16 protein-coding genes are annotated in these 18694 nt (G+C 44.9%); 4 read left to right on the top strand and 12 right to left on the bottom strand.

The genetic code is table 11. The annotated features are described in order from the left end of the window. Positions 1–32: 32 nt before the first annotated feature. From GX089_00755 to rnk, 10 genes are all read right to left on the bottom strand, one after another. Positions 33–983 carry a T9SS type A sorting domain-containing protein gene (locus GX089_00755; protein ID NLP01000.1) on the bottom strand — a complete coding sequence of 317 codons (951 nt, stop codon included), beginning with the start codon at positions 981–983 and terminating at the stop codon, positions 33–35. Positions 984–1066: 83 nt separating this feature from the next. Further along, positions 1067–2137 (bottom strand): hypothetical protein, encoded by a 1071-nt coding sequence (locus GX089_00750; protein NLP00999.1) that lies wholly within the window; start codon positions 2135–2137, stop codon positions 1067–1069. Between the two features lie 94 nt (positions 2138–2231). Beyond that, complete coding sequence (locus tag GX089_00745) at positions 2232–3869, bottom strand: DUF2341 domain-containing protein (GenBank protein ID NLP00998.1); 1638 nt, start codon at positions 3867–3869, stop codon at positions 2232–2234. Further along, on the bottom strand, positions 3866–4696 hold the full coding sequence (locus GX089_00740) for a TIGR02147 family protein (GenBank protein NLP00997.1): 831 nt from the start codon (positions 4694–4696) through the stop codon (positions 3866–3868). Before GX089_00740 ends, GX089_00745 begins: the two co-directional genes overlap by 4 nt. A 444-nt stretch (positions 4697–5140) precedes the next feature. Further along, positions 5141–5476: a hypothetical protein gene (locus tag GX089_00735; protein NLP00996.1), complete on the bottom strand. Its 336-nt coding sequence runs from the start codon at positions 5474–5476 to the stop codon at positions 5141–5143. Between the two features lie 36 nt (positions 5477–5512). Next, positions 5513–5893: a hypothetical protein gene (locus tag GX089_00730; GenBank protein ID NLP00995.1), complete on the bottom strand. Its 381-nt coding sequence runs from the start codon at positions 5891–5893 to the stop codon at positions 5513–5515. A gap of 183 nt (positions 5894–6076) precedes the next feature. Continuing rightward, a complete protein-coding gene (locus GX089_00725; GenBank protein ID NLP00994.1) occupies positions 6077–7498 on the bottom strand; it encodes a sigma-54-dependent Fis family transcriptional regulator in 1422 nt (473 codons plus the stop codon). Continuing rightward, a complete protein-coding gene (locus GX089_00720) occupies positions 7495–9099 on the bottom strand; it encodes a PAS domain-containing protein (GenBank protein ID NLP00993.1) in 1605 nt (534 codons plus the stop codon). The genes GX089_00725 and GX089_00720 overlap by 4 nt, the downstream gene beginning before the upstream one ends. Further along, positions 9059–9475 (bottom strand): hypothetical protein, encoded by a 417-nt coding sequence (locus GX089_00715; GenBank protein NLP00992.1) that lies wholly within the window; start codon positions 9473–9475, stop codon positions 9059–9061. The genes GX089_00720 and GX089_00715 overlap by 41 nt, the downstream gene beginning before the upstream one ends. Before the next feature lie 111 nt (positions 9476–9586). Beyond that, positions 9587–9976, bottom strand: a complete 390-nt coding sequence (gene rnk, locus GX089_00710; GenBank protein NLP00991.1) for a nucleoside diphosphate kinase regulator — start codon at positions 9974–9976, stop codon at positions 9587–9589. A gap of 204 nt (positions 9977–10180) precedes the next feature. On the opposite strand from rnk, the gene GX089_00705 reads away from it, so the two are divergent. From GX089_00705 to GX089_00695, 3 genes are all read left to right on the top strand, one after another. Beyond that, complete coding sequence (locus GX089_00705; protein NLP00990.1) at positions 10181–10633, top strand: SRPBCC domain-containing protein; 453 nt, start codon at positions 10181–10183, stop codon at positions 10631–10633. Positions 10634–11012: 379 nt separating this feature from the next. Beyond that, positions 11013–12020 carry a hypothetical protein gene (locus tag GX089_00700; protein ID NLP00989.1) on the top strand — a complete coding sequence of 336 codons (1008 nt, stop codon included), beginning with the start codon at positions 11013–11015 and terminating at the stop codon, positions 12018–12020. Positions 12021–12093: 73 nt separating this feature from the next. Beyond that, positions 12094–12933 carry a YitT family protein gene (locus tag GX089_00695; GenBank protein NLP00988.1) on the top strand — a complete coding sequence of 280 codons (840 nt, stop codon included), beginning with the start codon at positions 12094–12096 and terminating at the stop codon, positions 12931–12933. A 23-nt stretch (positions 12934–12956) separates the two neighbouring features. Here GX089_00695 and GX089_00690 read toward each other — a convergent pair whose 3' ends face one another. Beyond that, entirely contained in the window at positions 12957–14960 is a 2004-nt protein-coding gene (locus tag GX089_00690; GenBank protein NLP00987.1) for a hypothetical protein, read from the bottom strand. Between the two features lie 354 nt (positions 14961–15314). Between GX089_00690 and GX089_00685 the strand changes: the two genes are divergently transcribed. Further along, positions 15315–17123: a hypothetical protein gene (locus GX089_00685; GenBank protein NLP00986.1), complete on the top strand. Its 1809-nt coding sequence runs from the start codon at positions 15315–15317 to the stop codon at positions 17121–17123. A gap of 169 nt (positions 17124–17292) precedes the next feature. Here GX089_00685 and GX089_00680 read toward each other — a convergent pair. Continuing rightward, positions 17293–18694 (bottom strand): phosphoenolpyruvate synthase (locus tag GX089_00680; protein ID NLP00985.1); only part of this gene is annotated, 1402 nt, incomplete at its 5' end.

Raw genomic sequence — 18694 nt, 5'->3', positions numbered from 1 at the left:
CCTACAGAGGGAGCGGAAATTTACCTGTGATACTATGGTACCATAAGTGTTGACATTTTAGAGAATTGTCCTGCTTCAACCTGGATGGAATATATTCCAGGGGAGAGCGTGCTTACAGGAAAACGAACAGTGCGTATTCCGGCAGTCTGCTCATTGTTGACCTTCGATGATACAACTCTGCCTGAAAGTGATAATATGCGTGCGGTAATGTTTGACGGCTGAGACAGGCAGACCGAGAGAATCATCTGGTCATTAGTGATTGAATGTTCAAGACTCAAAGGCAGAACAGCTTTTGTTCTGTTGAGAGCGTTTCCCGTTGAGCCAAAAAAGTTACTGCTTTTTATTGCATCCCAGAAGGCATCGGCAGTTGCCTGACTTCCTGCGGTTGTTGGATGGATGCCGTCACCGGTATAACTGCTGTTATTTCCCCATACCGGCCGCAGATCAACCCACAAGACTTCAGGATCTGTGCTGGCTTTGCAGATTCTTTCAACCTCAGGCATCAGGACATCCAGCTTTGGCTTCAACCCCCCCGCCATAAATCCCTGTGGCTCAGGATAACACATCCAGAGTACCTTTTTTGTGCCGTTTGCTTTCATTTTGTCCAGCAGCGGCTGCACACCGTCAAGAGCAGACTTAAGACCTTGACACTGAATATTAACAGGGTTGGAACAGTTTGCAAGAAGACAGTCATTGCCGCCGGCATCCATGATAACCCATTTCGGCTTGGGGTTTGCATTTGAGTATTGACCCGATATTTCAGAAAGTATGGCACCAGATACTGCGCCGCTGCGGAAGCTCTCGTCCTGCCTTATTACACCATCCGCCCGGGCATGGTTTTCAAGAAATTTCTTGATCTCATTGGACATGGCAAAAAACGAATCACCGATAATGAGCACATCGCTTCCTTTGATTGATTGCGACTGCACAGTTAGTTTACAAATCAACAAAAGGGCAAGCGTTAAAAGCGAAAAACGGCGCATAAGAAACCTCCTTAGTTGGTTTAGTTTTCTTTTGATAATCAGGTGTCCGAATAAAGAAATCGCCGATAATTTCATATACAGAACTAATACACTGTGATATTCAGCACTGAATGGCCAGTGATATCAAAGACATCGATCAGATAAACTCCTCTGGTGGTTCGGTTTAACGGAAATGAAACTGCTTTCACAGGCTCTTTGCCTGCTTTGAATGTACAGATAATTTTCCCGCTAAGATCCATAACCCGGATACTGCGAATCTCCTGTCTGTTTTGCAGGTGAATTTTCCCTGCTTTGTAGAATGCGGAAATGGGGGGGGAATATCCTTTACTTTGAGAGAAATAGCCGACATCAATTGAACCAGGGGCGTGAGTCTTGAAAAATGCCCAGATCTCTTCACTCGCATTGATATCCGATGATCCGAAGCTGCCCGGATAAGCATGATCCATCCCCTCGACTGTAAGTACAATTATCTCACTTTCCTGGTTGCAGACCCCGTAATACTCTTTCTTTACCTTTGAAGAAGGTTTGGATTCAGGGTAAGGCTGCGTTATCTGTGCTGTACCGGGACACCCGTTTTTCTCCACCCATTGGCTTATGTATGAAGCGAGGCCCGGAAAGGAGACTACATTGTCTATTGAACCATGAATGTGGATGATTGGAACAGGGCGTGCAGGTGAACAGGTTCTGCCAATCATGCCTCCCAGAGGGTAACCGGCTACCGGCCCTATTGCCGCGATTTTATCTGCCGCAGAACAAGCCAGCTTGTAACTCATCATGCCACCCATGGAAAACCCTGTGGCGTAAACCCGGTTACGGTCGATGCCATGCCGGGCATGCATGGTGTCAATGAGAGCCAGGAGAAAATTGACATCGGTTGATCCGGAAATATCCCACTGGCTGTTAATACCATCAGGGTAAACCACAACGAAATTTTCCCTGTTCGCCAACTGGTCGAATCTTGACATCTGGCGCTGCTGTGAACCGTTGCCGCCCATCCCGTGCATGCTTATTACCAGTGGCGGATTTTGCAGGCCAGAGGGAACATGGGCATAGAAGGTGCGGCTCTGGCCCCCTGACACAAAACTTCCGGTTTGCCCAAAGAGATTGGCCGCCAGAAACAGAATCGATGTTGTGAGTGTGATGGCTTTAAACATATAACCTCCTCAAAAACTTTTATGTTCCTGTCGGAAGAGTGTCCTTTTTCTGAACCGATACACTTCTGCTCCTGTTGCAGCCGGATATTACTTGTCAATGGCTTTGAAAAACCACGAGTCTGTTGTCGGAACGCTGATTCATATAACAGAGCCTCACCCAGTCCTCACTGCAGGCTGTGTTTTGAATCCGGACTTCATCGATTTTTCCCTTGAAAAAGCAGTATCCCTCTATTGTAGGGAAAGTAACCTCATCAAGAAACCCCCCAATGGATATATCAGATGAAGTATTTCTGGAGAGCATGTTAGGATAGTTTGTTGTTACGCTGTCAACAAGTTCACCATTACAGAACAGATACTGGGAACTACCTTTTTTTACACCGGTAAGGTATACCCATTGCTTTGCGCTTGCGGGAACTGTGGAGGATTTCCAGTTTGAACTCTGGTCAAATTCTACAAACTCCCACAGAGGTTTATCGGTCAACATGCATGTGACACGCATGTAGTACTGGTAGTATCCTTTGGAGATAATCGTACGGTAAGCAAGGTCAAGGGAATCAAGATTTACCCAGGCTGAAACCGAATAACTCCCGTTTTCCGGAAAGTTGAGCTTGCTGTTTGCAGTATTGGGCATTTTTATATGGCTTGAGGTCCCATCAAACGATCTTGCTTTTCCGATAATTCCCCCGACAGCCCCCTCAGCCATCCCGTAAGCTACTCCATCGTAACTGTTGGCTGTAGCATCGTATTCATTCTGATCTCCCGCAAGATGCCATACTCCCTGAAACCCTGATGCAGTATCGAAAACTGCTGCGGCATTTGAACGGTCTTGAGCATCTTCATTTCCCCAGTACATCATTATCCACTGGAGTGAATCATTGCCAAAAAGCGTGTCGACTTTTACCCAGACCTCCGCCTGATAACTGCTTTGATCCCAGCGCTCAATCTCGTGTTCAAGCGGTGAATAGTCAGATTTTGTAAAGCGGATATCGGAGCCGTCCGGTTTCGCCTGGCTGAAATCGAAATTTTCTTCGTCAAGTCTGACAAGCAGCGGAAAATTATATACATCTCCTTTTATGTCCGCACCTGACTGGGAAGTGTTGAGAAGAACGGGATGAGAGTATTTCCATAAGGGATTTGCAATCGTGATTGTGTCGTCTGATAAAACAGTCACATTGAATTTCGTAAAAACCACACTTCCGTCATTTATGTATCTGAGTTGTGGAATAATACCCGCCGGAACAGAGTCCAGAATCACTTCGTCTTCGCCTTTTGTAAAGACTGCGATATCGGTTCCTGAAATACTAACATAGTCACCGGATGAGACATCTGTTTCCGGAAGCAAAAGGCGAATCGAGCCGGGGTTCTGAAGAGTTCCTGATGGGGCAAAAGCTGTGTCGTCCGATACTGCAATTCCAGTGAGAAGAAATCTTGTTCTTTCACTAAGGTGTACCGCCTGAATATTGTAAGAGCCGGGCTCAACGCCCCTGAAAGAATACCTCCCATGCGCATCACTGGTGTCAAGCATGGAATCAGGAATACTTTCCATCGAGACAGCATCGTAGCCAACCGGAATCAGCTTGACCTGGGTATATGAGGCTTCTTCTCCGTTTTCAAAATAAGCGGTTCCCACAACCTCTACCTCAGAGCCGCCGCCCTTGACCACTGGTGAGAGCTGCATGCAGGAAATTGAGAATAGTGAAATAATAATCGCAGAGTACAGGAGAGAGTTCATGTTTTCCCTCCTGTGTACCGTTTAGTCAAGGGAAACAATTGTGTGTTGAGCTGAAAAACCCTGTCCGGTTTTTCACTTTCCTTTGCGATCTCCATTATTCTGCGGCGGCATCTCCGGATCTCATCCTGGACAGCCGCGAAATCGTCTGTGCTGATGGAGAAAGTGACTGATGAGAGATTTGTCTCGTCTGTTCCGCTGTTGATTGCCTCCTCAGCCAGTTTCATGGTGTTGATAACAAAGTTATTGAGGGTCAGTGAACGGATCTGGTTTCCGGTGGAGATAAGAGCATCGGTTCGTATATACCGGCCCTGACTGTCTTTTTCCACAAGTTTGAGCTCAAGAAGAAGAGAAATTGCCCGGGAGACCTCTTTTTCTGTAATGGCGGGAGTAATACATCTCCCCAGTTCGGCAAAATTACTATCGGTTAACGGGAAAAACGCAAGCGTTTCCCGCACTGCTGTGTAATACCACTTATCATAGAACTGATAATGACTGGCATCGAGAATACGCACGGATGATTCCTTATAGCTCATCAGTTCCTCAAAACAGCGCCGCTTCTCCTCATGGTTTTTTGCCTGGCAGAAAAGAACCATTGACTGAAAATAGTCGCGTTCTCTCTTGTTGAGTTTAAGCACACGGGCGAGTCTGATTGCCGATGGGAGAGTGAGGTTTCTTTCCCCTTTGAGTATCCTGGTGAAATTCCCCGGATTTATACCCCCCTGTGCGCAAAGAAATCTGTAAGAGAATCGGGGGTTTTCCTTCTTCAATTCCTCATGATAATCGGAAAGAAATTTACGGAAATCAGTATAGTCAAAGATTGTGATCATGGTTTTCCTGAAACGTTACGTTTAATTTCAGAGTCTCTGTTCCTTTAACAAAACCGACAACAGTAATATAAGAAAAAAAATCTGGAAAGAAGGGAAAAAAATTATTGATGGTGTTGTAAAATGACAACAATGAAAATGCTATAAAAAGACGTATATTGGTTGAATTCAATTAGTTAAAGATGTTGTTGCGGCGGTCTTATGCATAATAGATAGGAAAATTTGACAACACTGGAAGAGGAATTTGGGGACGAGTGTGAGGAAGAGATCTGCATGTGAGGGCGCGAAGAGGGGAGGATAAAGTTTATTTGGGAAAACAGAAGTCTGGATGCCTGTTTTCACAGGCATGACGCCTCAGGGTGACGAATGTTCTTTACAGCAACATCTTTACCTTTGCGTGGTTCCTGCGGAATCAGGAACCCATCCGGAAGAAATCGTACGAAAAAATCAGGATAATATCCCCTCAATATACCACTCTCCTTCACGTCCACCGCACTTCCAGCTCCCGGCAAGGAGAAGATCTTTTCCATTAACCCATTTCCTGAAAATCACTCTGTTATCATCCTCTGTGCAGACCGTACCGGTGAAATACAGCCCGTCTTCTGATACAAGGAAATAGGTCTCCTCATCTCCCTGCTGGTATTTTACATTGATTTTTCCGGACCTGGTCCCTAAATAAAGGCTGGGAATACGGCAATAACATCGCTTCCCGTTGAAAGTCATGTAGAATGATTTCGTCACCTCAACCCGTCCACTGGTGGTTAAATCTGTTTGCAGTATCATGATCCTGTCTTAATTCTGTTAAGGTTAAATGTATCTTCAAGCAGCAGGTGTAAGACCACTTGGTGTTTTCTTGCCATGGTTGATTATCAGGTTCTGAATGCTTGCATGGATGCACAATTCGCCGCTGAAATCCTTGTGGTACCAGTTGCCAAACAGGAGTACGTCCTTATCATTGACAAAGCATTTGAGGGCGATAGTGTATTCAAGAAAGCATGATGCGATTTTCCCCTGATAATTATAGCCTCCATCCTCCGATTTCAGCATGCCACAGCATTCAGGATGACCGGCATGGGCAATGACAAGATCAATAGCCTTAAAATCAGCCCTGTTGATTGATACATCGCACGGTTGCCGCATTCCGTTTTCCTTTATCCAGATGGTTTTCTTAACCTGGAACACCTGAACTCTTTTTTTCATTAAACTCTTTCTCCTGCTTGAGATAATATGAGTTCCGTCTGCTGGCATACTGCGAATAGTGTGCCAGCAGCAAAAGAGAGCATTTTGACATCAGATGCAAATTTTCCGGCAGGAAGAGTGTAAAAGAATGTTTAGGTTGCGGGGATCAATTAAACAAAAGTTGAACCTGATTCGCTTGAATTTTTAATCAAGCGAATCAAAGTTCCGACTGTACTTCAATCTCCTGCTCAATGCCTGAGGAGAAATTCCAAGCAGTTTTGATGCTGCACTCTGGTTGCCGTTTGAACGGCTCAGTGCCTCATTTATCAATGCCTGTACGGCCTGACGAATGGTGGGGAGAGTCGATTCAAAATGTAATGGCGCGTTTTCTGCCGGAGAAACAACAGGAAACCCCTCATCCTTGCAGTCCATTCTTTCCCGGAAAACCTCCGACGAAAGGACGCCGGATGTCTGTATGCTTACAGCATCGAATACCATCGATTTCAACTCACGGATATTACCCGGGAAATCATACCTTTTAAGAAACTCTGTAAATCCAGCGGGCACAACCGGTTTTTCCTTTCCCAGAATATTACAGGCCTCGGAAAGAAAGTAATCAAACAGTACTGGAATATCATCTTTGCGATCCCTGAGAGGAGGAATTGCGATGTGGTGCGTTCTTAATCTGTGAAACAGATCACTGCGGAACTGTCCCTCGTTTTTAAGATCCTCGATGCTCTTGTTTGTAGCGACTATAATTCTGACATCTGCCAGCTTGGCTACATCTGAACCCAGAGGGAAATAATCCCTGTTCTGAATAACACGGAGGAGCTTCACCTGTGAGTTTTTGCAAAGATCCCCGATTTCATCAAGGAAGAGGGTTCCGCCGCTGGCCTGCTCGATAAGCCCCTGCCTCGCCCGGTCTGCTCCTGTAAAAGCTCCCTTTACATGCCCGAAAAGGGTATCCGAAAAAGTATTCTCATCAATACCCGCCACATTGACTGTCGCAAATTGTCCCTTTCTTTCGCTGAGGTTGTGGATCACCTGCGCGAAAAGATCTTTCCCGACACCAGTCTCTCCTGTGATCAATACCGGGAAGGGAGTACGCGCAATCGCCTCTACGTACTGGAAAAGTGAGTGCATCCGGTTGTTCTTTGTTATTATATGCTCAAATGCCTCCGGCCTCTTCAACTGACTTCCTAACAGATAATCCTTGAGGGCCTCGTTTTCGCCATGAAGCTCCCTCTGGGCAATGGCGTTTTTAAGAACAGTAAGCATCCTGCTTTCATCGAAAGGCTTTACAAGGTAATCTACCGCGCCTTTTTTAATGCACTCTACAGCCAGTTCAGCCTGATTTATGGCGGAAATCATAATTACCGGAGTTTCCGGACACTGCTCTGATATTATATCAAGAATTTCTACTCCGGAGATATCCGGAAGATTGACATCCAGTACAATGGCAGAGAACTCAAGAGCAGAGAGATACTCTTTAGCCTTATTACCGGTTAAACAAGTCACTACATTTGTGATCCCGTTTGACCGCAGAGACAAGCCGATGGAGTAGAGAAACTGCTCTTCATCATCGATAATAAAAACCGGCTTTAGTGGAAATTTACCCATAATCAATTTTCCTTCACCAGAGGTAATATCAGCTCTGCAGTAGTCCCGAATCCGGGCTTTGACTGCAGAAGAATCTTTCCCCCATGGCGCGAAGCGATATCATTGGAAACCGACAAGCCAAGACCTGTGTTTCCATTTCTTCTTTTGGTGGAAAAAAACGGATCCATAACAAAGGGAAGATCTCTGGGATCGATTCCCTTTCCCTCATCGACCACAACCGCCTTAACCAGACCTTCCTGAGGCAGTGCTGATGTAAGGACAGTGATCTTATCTTTACGTGATGACAAAGCCTGACATGAATTCATCAGGAAATTGATGATAATCTGCTGAATCTGGCTGCTATCGCCTCTCAGCAGCGGGTTTTCCGGATCCAGGCTGATTTCAAAACAGTCTGTCACCGAGTCGATGCTGTTTCTGGAAAACTCAATTGCTTTAAGCACAGAATCATTTATCCTGAAAAACTCGTCTTTTCTGTGACCGCTTTTGTCGGCGAAACTTTGCAGACGGGAACTCAGCTCCTTGATCCTGCCGCTGCCTTCAGAGATACCTGCCAGAAGTTTTTTCACCTCAACCCTGGCCTCTGTGTAGGGAAGCCCTGCAACGGAAAAGTTTCCGTTTTCCCGGTAGTAAGAGTCAAGCACAGGAAGCACATTGTCCCATGCCTTGGAAAGAATTCCGGCATTTATCGCTATAAAATTATTCGGATTTCCAATTTCATGAATGATACCTGCGCTCAGAACCCCGATGGAGGAGAGCTTATCTGCATGCAGCAGCTTTTCCCTGCTTGAGCGTAATTCATCCTCGGCGCGTTTCTGCTTAATCAGACGCTCTATCTCCCTGGCAGCAGCCTTTAAAAGATCCTTTTCCTCATCCAGCAGACACATCTTCTCTTTACTTTTTTTATCAGGATAATATCCCACCTCAAGAAACCCGGCTTCATCACCTGCAGAAAGAGAAATTTTCAGGAGACATGATGAAACGGTGAAGTTTGAAGTACAGACATCGAGATTTCCAAACACTATTCGGGCATAACATGACTCGGGCCTCTGAAGTGAGGGTGGGATAGCGTTTGCAACAGAAAGCAGCAGTTCCTCAAGAGTGGAATCGGATGAATGCCGGATGCTCAGAATATTGTAAAGACAATTAAGCTCCTTTATCCTCTCCTGCAGGTCACATAACAGACGATGCTGTTCCTTTTGAGCAGCGATTCTATCCGAAATATCTATAAAAGAGATCATCATGCAGACTGTCTCGCCACTCTCTTCTGTCAGTAAAGTCGCTGATGCCTGTACAGGGAATTCACCCCCTCCTTTGCGAAAAGCAACCATCTCTCCTATCCAGCCGCCTTTGTCCTGAAGCTTTCTCTGGATTTTTCTTTTCCTGTCCTTGAATCCGCAGAATCTGCTTATCTGCTCGCCAATGACCTCTTCCTTGCTGTCATATCCCCAGATACTCAGAAAAGCATCGTTTACATAAACGATTCTGTTCCGGGGATCCGCAAACATGATTGGTGAGATGGAAGAGGAGATAGCGGCTGCAGCTATCCAGGATTTCTCAGGAGGCAAATCAGAAAGCTTTGTGCTCAGTTTTATCTTTTCTCTCTTCATTCGGTGCCGTTTCTGTTATATACAATTCGATACTGCAGCGTTTTAATTGAATATTGAATGTCATCTGAGGTTCTCTTTTCCGCAGGTTGTATGCGAATAGATCCCAGTTATCGATGTCCGCTTCTGTGATATTGAAATCGGGGAATTCTTCCTGTATCTTCTCCCTGCACCTCAGTAACGCAGATCTGCATTGAGAGGGGTTTTCAGGATATTTACCCGCTTTGTAAACCACACTCACATAACCGCTGGCAAGACCGGAGACCCTGAAAACAGCATGCAAATTCATGCTGCAGACACTCTGCAGCTCAGATTCAAGAATGCGTGCAAAAGAAGCCGCAAATGAACCGATCTCCCTGATCCGATCTCTGCTGATCATGCTTTTTCAGAGCCTGCTATTGCCGTATCAATATATGTTGATTGCAACTTTCCTATCACCCCGTTAAGATATATTAATTGAACTTCCGACATCAACATATGTTGATGTCGGTTATGGCTGCTTGACGGAGATAACCTTGAACTTTCTTACTCCTCCGGGAACTTTCCACTCGATCTCATCACCTTCTCTATACCCGATAAGAGCGGTCCCTACCGGCGCCAGAATTGATAATTTGCAGGTATCAGCATCGGCCTCCCAGGGATAAACCAGAGTGTAACTCATCTTTTCACCATCCTCCATGTCCTGGATCTCAATTACAGAGTGCATGGTTATCACATCATCAGGTAATTCCTCCCTGGAGACAATTTTTGCCTTTGAAATCTCTCCTCCCAGGGCATTACTGTATTGCCTGCCTGCAGATTGGTCGTTTGAAAAGATCTTCTTCAACCGTGCAGCATCGGAATCCAGCAGGATAAGCTCTTTGACGCTTTCATTTCTCATGTAAATATTCCTCCATAGGTTGGTAAAAAAATGATTTCCAAAGGTATTGCAAAAGTCGTGCCGAACCGTAACTGCCATAAATTCAATCTGTTACAAAGGTAGAAAAAATGGAATATCAACAAATGTTGATGAATTACCGGACATCCTTTATCCGTAATCTATTTGAGGGTTATAAAAGATGTCTATCTAAACATGGAGGTAAGCATGCGGAGACTGCATTTCGAACGGATAATACAGGCGCCGCCTGAGAAGGTCTGGGATGCCATTGTAGATGAAAGGAAATACCGGGAGTGGACAAGTGCTTTTCATGAGGGCTCCTATTTTGAAGGTGGATGGGAAAAGGGAGATCGTATCCGCTTTCTGGCAACCAATGAAAAGGGGGAAAAAGAGGGGATGCTTTCGGAAATAGAGGATGCCAGAAAGTACGATTTCATCTCGATAAAGCACCTTGGTATAATATCAGGGGGAGTAGAGGACAGGACAAGTAATGAGGCTAAAAGATGGGAATCCGCCCACGAGAACTATACCTTTAAAGGGGTAAACGGGGGAACAAAGTTCGAAGTGGATGTGGATACGGATGATAATTATGTCGGGATATTCAGCAAAATCTGGCCCGAGGCATTGAAGAAGCTGGAGGAAGTCTCGACAACTGATTAACGGTATTGTTTTTCTGATTAAAGGATTTTCTTGATTTTAGATAGAGAATAGAGTTTCGTGTTATTGATACATCATTGTATTGCGGCGAAAAAATAATGATTCCGGTATCGAACCTGAACCGGAAACAAACAGTTGAGGCTCAAAGTCTGTTTCCTTATTTAAAATCAAGAAATCCTTTTGAATATGTGTGAAATATCAACTTTTGTTTACCCGGTTCACTCAGAATTAACCTTTTTTAACCTTCTTCTATGTCAAATTGCTTCACAGCGGCTGCTTTAAGGGACTGAATGTTCCGGCACGCATTTCGCATATCACTCCCCGGATAAAAAGAGGGTATAATTACGACTGTATCCTGTGAAGCAAGTGGAGGAGGTTAAAAATGGTAAAGCAGGAAATCTGGTCTGTTCAGGAAAAAAATCTCCTGAATGAAATGACAAATCGTCTGTTTATTGCGGGTAAGAATGATCTGCAGCAGAAATTGAATAAGAATCTTACTGCGCTCGAGTATCAGGCTATTGCTCTCTCACTTTACCCGTCTATTCTCGAATCGAACCGTATCGGAGGTTCAGAGCGGAACCTTGAAACGCTTGTTTCAGTTTTATCTGAGAGATATTGTGATGAGAGTATCTTTGTGATGCCGACAAGAGCAATCCTGACCAGAAGCTATGAGATAGGTAAAATCAATCTTCTTTATATGATAAAGGAGATTACCAGAGTGCTCGATATTAAAGATCCTGAGCTGGATCCGTTTCCTTTTATCATGAACCGGATGCTCTCTATAATGACTGAAGATGTTTTACTTGATCTGTTGAGTGGTCCATTGCGCAGCAGTGCAAAAACTTTTGCAGCAGCCGCATTGGCTCAGATCTGGGAGGGTCGGATATCTGCCGAGTCGATTGCGTTCAGCCCTGAGCTTCGAAACATGTGGATGATCAGGCTGAATTCTATCCCGGTCTACGGTACTCTTTCGGGGATTCATGAATATATCAGCCTGTGTAAAAATGCCGACAAAGTCTGTCTGGAGTACATATACCATGCAAGTGAGTTTCCCGATGAGTCATCGGCGCTTGAGGAATTCCTCTTTGGCCTTACCTATGAGGAGCTTTGTGTTGTAAAGGAATACATGTCAAGATCAAAACAGACATGTACCAGCCAGAAAGAGGTTGCAACGATACTGGGAAAAGAAACGCTTTGTTTAAGCAGCAAAGATGATGATCCGCTTCAGTTGTACCGGTTCTACAACCATCGTCGGAGACACGCGATGTCGAGGAGATTTTCAAGAGACAGAGGACCGATACGTACTTTTGAGGAAAATTTCATGGCATTTCTTCTCATGGACGGAGGGAAAAAGAGAAAGAGAAAAAGAGAAAAAAAAGCTGTCTCCTAATGAGTGCTGATAGATTTCTGTTTTCCGGAAACTCTGCTCAGGTTTAGAATGCAACTGTAATCCGGGGTTCTCTGTGATCAATAAGATAAAAGTCTTTGCTTTTAATACTTTACTGCTTGTAACAGGAAGTCTGCTGTGTGCAGTGGCGGTTAAAACCATACTGCTTCCGTTTGGGTTTTTGTCAAGTGGAGTGACCGGGTTATCACTGATAATCTACAACCGGTGGCAGATACTTCCTGTAGGGCTGATTTATTTCCTGATCAATGTTCCGGTGTTTATCGCCGGTTTTAGGATTATCGGATTCAGATTTATTGCCTATACTGCCTGGGGAATGGTGATTTATTCGGCAATGCTCTTTATTCCAGAGGTTGGTATGCCCACAAACGATAAGCTTCTGGGGGCAATACTTGCCGGTGGAATGTCCGGCACCGGTGTGGCAATCATGCTGAGATCTTATGGCGCTGCAGGGGGATCTGAAATAATTTGTGTAATGCTTCAGAGGCTTTTGGGAATATCACTGGGGGCCGGAAGCATTTTTCTTAACCTGATAGTATTATCCATATCGCTGCTTCTGTTTCCTCTGGAAAATGTGCTGTACACCTTCGTTTACATTATTATTTCAGCCAGAGTGACAGATATAATCTTCCGTGCGCTGTCGGCAAGGCGGGCAGCGATGATTATCTCCTCTAACTGGAAGGAACTGCTGGAAGAGATTACAAAACAGAAAAGGTGGCAGGTTACTTTACTTTACGGCAAAGGCGGGTTCCTTGGTGTCGAGAATCCGGTGCTTTACTCAGTGGTAAACAGATCCAGCATTCCGTCATTGAAGGCTCTTGTAAAGAGAAAAGATCCCGGAGCATTTATTACGATAATGGATGCTTTTGATGGTACAGGAGAGTGTGCCGGCAATTGAATGCGTACATCTGTCAGATTGTTTCAGAACAGCTTTAATCCAAGTTTTAATCCAAAAGCAATCGTGGCTTTCTCGACCTGAATCGATTGCCTTTGTAATGTATCGTTCCAGTAATACTCTCTGTCATTTTCCCAGTACCACTTTGATGCGTTCTTTGGCCCCAACCGCCCTTCGAAGGCATTTGCCAGGTTCAGAAAATCGATATACAGATTACAGTGATCGATAAAAGGGTGATCGATTTTATTGAAGAACTCTATTTTACTGTCAAGGCGTTTATAGGCTTTAACCCGTTTTATTTTTTCTGAAAATACCAATTCCTCATTTTTCATTTCCAGGTCCCTGAAAGGCAATCCGGCTGCAAAGTACCCGTAGAGAAACAGGTTGACCCTGCCGGAAGTGGTACTGAGTCGCAGGACGGATTTATTTGACCATGGGATGTCATATTCGAACGGGTAACGGGTGTTTTTGACAAGACGGTAAGATTTCCCGATATTCTGAAATGTAGAGAACCCGATGTTTTTTCTGTTGATTTCAGCAAAGAGACCCGCTCCTGCGGAGATAAAACGGGTTTCACAGTCAGGGTCCCACATGATTTTTCCGGGAATATCGGAAAAAGCGGGATATTCACTGGAATATCTGATATGGGTCTGGGCAGTCAAATTGATGAGACCCTTGAAAAATGAAAATTTCAGATCATTTAATTGTGAATATGTCATGTATTTGTCATGACGGTATCTGGAATCGGGAAGGCCTCTGATATCCGGGAATGATGACATGGCGCCGATACTTCCTGTGTATTGAAACCATGTGCCGGAATAGCTGCACCAGATCCGCGGGTCAAAGAAAATATCGATGCCGGGTCCGTTGATACAGGATAGAATATCAGTACCGAAATAAAATGGCGGATTTCCACCCTTTAAACCGGTGCTCAATGTCCCTCTGAATTCAGTTTCACCGGATCTGTAATCTTCGTAAATTTCCCGGTTGATTGAGCGTGAACTGTCAAACGTAAGTTTCCCATCCCATTTCATCGTTTCCACCGAGAATTTTGAATGGATGTCAAGTCCGGTCGATTCCCATTCCCATGGGCGCATCTCTCCGGAGAGGATCAGGTTGTTTCTTTTTACCTCTTTAAGAGGGATAACAGGGCCGTATTTTTTGCCCTCGAAAAATTGCTGTGAAGAACCGCCAATGGTGATCTCGCGGAGAAGCGTGTGATTGTGAAGTTCCAGAGTGCTGGAGAAAAGTCCCCAGTGTATGTTCCTTTCATCCCTGTTTCCTGATGCCTTGTAAGTATCGAGCGCATACCAGAAATGGTTTTTCAGCTTTGAACTGTGAATTTTATGTAAAGTTGTCAGGCAGATATCGTAGAAAGATCCCGGAGGAGAATATCCCAGTTTCGCGGAATCACTGAATACAAATGGTGAAAGGGGAGAGTTACCATTTCCCCACGCGGAATTCTTCCAGCGCATCATCAATTCGTTTGATTTCCGTATCCCGATTTGAACCAGATCATCCCCATTCCGTAAAGGAGCCGAGAGGAGCGTTTCCCAATCGAGAATCCCGATATTTCCAAGAATATTCAGTTTTCCTCCAGGGAGTCTGGGTATAGACGGCTCGATAACAGTGAGACCTCCGGGTGCATCACAATACTCACCGGCTCCATCGGTGATAAACTTTACATTTTCGATGGATGAGAAGATTGTTCCGGTGCGGTCCGCGAAAGAATGCAGGCCGAAATGAACCGGATTGAGCATGGGTACACCTGCAATTGTGAACAGGTTATCATAAAGACCGCATCCCCGTACAAGCTTGGCGGAACCGGTTTCAGGAAGCCGGTCGACACCAGGCTGGAGATAGAGCAGTTTGCTTATGTCATCGCTGAGCCCGAATCGCTGCTGCTGAAAGGTTGTTGATATGTTTTTGACGGATCTGCTGTCTGTAACTACCATAGTGTCCAGGTTGGCAGAAACAGAGTCAGGGGAAACTGTGAAGATCAGAAGGCTTGAAAGCAGGTTCAGGTACAATTGATACAATCTCCAGGTTCCAGGTAAAGCATTGAGAACAGGTTTAAACAAGATATAATAATTATAATAAACACCGTTTCTTCTCTTGAAAGCAAGAAAACCTGAAAATCTGGAAAATTATCCGTAACTGGCAGAGTGGGGCTGCGATTATTGCATTCAAGATGCTCAGCGCTTCTCATCACAGGACCTGATTTATTGATTTACTTTCAGGTAAAAAGGCCGGGAATTTGTTGAAGAACAGTTCAACAGATTTTATTCCCTTAACATCAAAAAAAGACAATAAACTATTAAATTATAAGTATGATACTCACTTTTACAATCCGGCTATTATAACCTCAAAAAGGAACCGGTCTTATGATTAACAGATTTAAGCAGATTACCCCGGTAGTTCTGATTCTCGGAATGTTAATAAGTACCGAGGCTCAAAATACATTGAGTCTTTCTATAGATGATGCAAAATCAACTATTAGAAGGGCAATTTACGGAGCGCTTCTGGAGAACTGGGGGCGCGGTATCTATGGCGGCCTCTATGTCGGCAGGAACTCATCCATTCCCAATACAGACGGGATGCGAAATGATATTATCGAGGGATTCAAAGAGTGTGGAATATCGAATCTGGAGTTTCCGGGTGGATGTTTTGCGGATGATTACCACTGGCGTGACGGTGTTGGAAATGTAGGCAGCAGACCGGGCGGGGATGGCAGAAATGGAATGGGGACTGATGAGTACATGAAGCTCTGCCAGCTTATCGGTGCTGAGCCCTATATCTGTGCTAATTTAAAGACTGGAACTCCTCAGGAGATGGCAGACTGGATTAACTATGTAAATAACAACCCCCAGCATCCGGAGTGGCATGTGAAATACTGGAGCATGGGGAATGAGCCCTGGGGTTGTGGTGGAAACTTGAATGCCACTCAGTTTGCCGACCAGTACGCACAATTTGTGGCTGCTGTGCCGGAGATACCGGGAAAGCCGATGGTCAGGATAGCCGGTGCGGGGACCTGGGATGCCGGCTGGGTGAAAACAGTTTTTGACAAGAATCCCGGTAAGGTGGATGGTTTTTCAGTGCATAGATACCTGGTCAATGACTGGGACAATCTGGCAGGCCCAAGTATCAATTATTCAACTTTTCAATACCACCAGATCATAAATCTGGCTTATGGAGTTCCTGACTTTATCAAGTCTTTTGATCAGGCGATGGACAAGTATGATCCGGAAAAGAAATTCGGGTTGATGTATAACGAATGGGGAGCATGGTATCAGGAGATACCTGGACAGGGGTACACTTTTTCCCAGAGCACGGTAAGGGATGCTCTGATTGCGGCGATTCATCTCAATTCTTTCAACAATTACTGCGAGCGGGTACACCTGGCATGTGTGGCGCAGCCGGTAAACGTGATTCAGGCGCTTTTCCTGACCGATAAGAATGACCAGACCAGGATGGTAAAGACTCCGGTTTTTTATACTTTCAAGATGTTCAAGGTACATCAAAACGCAAAGAAAATTCCGATCACTTTGCAGTCAGAGTCTTTCAAACAGAATGTCAATGGTACAAACTTCAACTATCCCTACCTGACCGCATCGGCATCTCTTGACAGCAATGGTATAGTGAATATCACCGTAAGCAACAGTGATCTTACAAACTCCAGGAATCTTCAGATCAATCTCAACGGTTCCAAAACTTTTTCCTCGGTTAAAGGAGAGATCATAACAGCCAATGAGGTGACCGCGTACAATGATTTTGGAAAGCAGGAACTGGTAAATATCCAGCCTCTTTCAAATGACAAGTTCTCTCTTTCCGGAAAGACACTCACAGTGCAGGTTCCGTCAAAGAGCGTAATTCTTCTGTCATTGACACCGGTATCAACAAGAGTGATTCCATCAGTTTCCAGACACTCTGTTGAGCGTGATTTTTCAATAAAATCGACCGCTGCAGGAAGCATCACAATTGACTATACGACCGTTTCCAATTCTCCTGTAAAGTTCAAACTGTTTGGTATTGACGGCAAGGTTGTGGCGGAAAAATCAGTAACTGCAGGACAGGGCAGCAGAAATCAACTGACCTGGCAGCCAATGAACAGAAACATGGGTAACGGGACGTACATTTTACGCGCGGAGATTGATGGCGTTTCTGTAAGCAGGATGGTATCTTTACTTCCCTGAGTGCAGATGCTTTCAATAATGGGGCAGGCATCGGTACCATTTTCGGTATCGATGCCTTTTTTTTATACCTGAAACCTGATCAAGGTATATAGGATAAATGTAGTTTTGTGTTGGATTATTATAAAAATGCTGCTTTGATAATACTTTCCCATTTTCTCATCTCGGCACCTTATAATATTTCTACATACCCTTCCGAACCATTTACACGAATTCTTTGCCCATCTCTAATCAGCCTTGTGGCGTTTTCCACGCCTACAACCGCAGGCAAACCGTATTCTCTGGCAATTACTGAACCGTGTGTCATCATTCCACCCACTTCCGTCACCAAACCATTGATAGACACAAATACTGGTGTCCAGCTTGGGTCGGTAAATGTTGTGACCAAAATATCACCTTCCTCTAAAGTGGCGTCCTCAATTCTCAAAACGACTCGTGCGCGCCCCTCAATGGTTCCAGAAGAAGCGGGTATGCCTGCCAAAGCACCTTTAGGGATATTGCCGGTGTCGTATCCACCGGAAAATACCTCGCCTTCGGAGGTTATGATACGCGGAGGTGTCAATTTTGTATAGGTTTCGTATTCCTCTTTCCGCTTCGCGATGATATTGTAATCCACCCGGTTGGTACGAACGGCCTCCCTGAATTCTTCAAAAGACAAATAGTAAATATCTTCCTTATTGCAGACTACTCCTTTTTGTACAAGGTTTTCAGACTCCCTGAGCAAAGCCTGTTTGATTACCCAGTAATACCCGATCATGATATATTTCGGGTATTCCCGGTAGCCGATAAAATTGCGCAAAATGCTGATCTTTTTCCTGGCCTTCCTGGCTTTTTGTTTTCCACCGGGCAATTGTTCCAAACGGCTCAGAAGATCATGTTCCTTCTGCTTTACTTCCAATTGTCCCTGTTTGGTTCTGGCGCCATGGGCACCCGGCTTAAAGTTTTTGATGTTGCTGAGAATCGTGGGAATGAGGGCAGTCGGTTGTTCGCTGAAACGGGGCCTTGTGATATCGATCTCACCGGGGCAACGCATACCATATTTTTTTAAGAATCCCTGTATGGATTTACTGACAGCGTTGCCACCTTTCAGTTTGGATAGATCCTCAAAAAAGGTTTGATCTCTGGCATGCTTAAAATACTCCATCACCTCCTGAGATTGCCGAACAACATCCGCTACATCCAGCAGTTCCAGCCCCATTTCGGAAGTAACATTGTTGGCAGCCGATTTGGAAAGTGAATCTGCTGCGTTTTTTTCACCCAGCCACTTTTCCATTTTTTTATTGATCCAGCCGTACGCCAAAGTCCCGGCGTAAATTGCTCCCATGCTTTGCGGATCATACATAGCTTTTTTTAATTTCTTCAGTTCTTCTTTGGTGAGAGCAAACAGCTTATCGCCGGACAGGTTTGCGATCCTTTGCTGCAGTTCCCGTATATTCGCCTCGTTCCTGGACATCAGGGTCTGAACGATGGACGGGTTGTTATTGCGGAGTATCTTGATAATTTGAACAAGCAGTCCTAATGAAAAATACCCTTTACTCAAACTGGTAAGTCCTTTACCCTTGCGTGCTAATGAT

Origin of the sequence: Fibrobacter sp. (genome assembly GCA_012523595.1) — a bacterium.
Classification (GTDB): Bacteria; Fibrobacterota; Chitinivibrionia; order Chitinivibrionales; family Chitinispirillaceae; genus JAAYIG01.
The sequence above is the reverse complement of the archived record's forward strand: the minus strand, read 5'-3'. Positions and strand labels throughout refer to the sequence as shown.

Excerpts from the sequence above, each read along its gene's own strand:
- rnk (NLP00991.1), bottom strand. The coding sequence starts at position 9,976 with ATGAGAAATGAAAGCGTCAAAGAGCTTATCCTGCTGGATTCCGATGCT.
- GX089_00730 (NLP00995.1), bottom strand. The coding sequence starts at position 5,893 with ATGAAAAAAAGAGTTCAGGTGTTCCAGGTTAAGAAAACCATCTGGATA.
- GX089_00750 (NLP00999.1), bottom strand. The coding sequence starts at position 2,137 with ATGTTTAAAGCCATCACACTCACAACATCGATTCTGTTTCTGGCGGCC.
- GX089_00705 (NLP00990.1), top strand. The coding sequence starts at position 10,181 with ATGCGGAGACTGCATTTCGAACGGATAATACAGGCGCCGCCTGAGAAG.
- GX089_00755 (NLP01000.1), bottom strand. The coding sequence starts at position 983 with ATGCGCCGTTTTTCGCTTTTAACGCTTGCCCTTTTGTTGATTTGTAAA.
- GX089_00745 (NLP00998.1), bottom strand. The coding sequence starts at position 3,869 with ATGAACTCTCTCCTGTACTCTGCGATTATTATTTCACTATTCTCAATT.
- GX089_00715 (NLP00992.1), bottom strand. The coding sequence starts at position 9,475 with ATGATCAGCAGAGATCGGATCAGGGAGATCGGTTCATTTGCGGCTTCT.
- GX089_00740 (NLP00997.1), bottom strand. The coding sequence starts at position 4,696 with ATGATCACAATCTTTGACTATACTGATTTCCGTAAATTTCTTTCCGAT.
- GX089_00720 (NLP00993.1), bottom strand. The coding sequence starts at position 9,099 with ATGAAGAGAGAAAAGATAAAACTGAGCACAAAGCTTTCTGATTTGCCT.
- GX089_00735 (NLP00996.1), bottom strand. The coding sequence starts at position 5,476 with ATGATACTGCAAACAGATTTAACCACCAGTGGACGGGTTGAGGTGACG.
- GX089_00700 (NLP00989.1), top strand. The coding sequence starts at position 11,013 with ATGGTAAAGCAGGAAATCTGGTCTGTTCAGGAAAAAAATCTCCTGAAT.
- GX089_00685 (NLP00986.1), top strand. The coding sequence starts at position 15,315 with ATGATTAACAGATTTAAGCAGATTACCCCGGTAGTTCTGATTCTCGGA.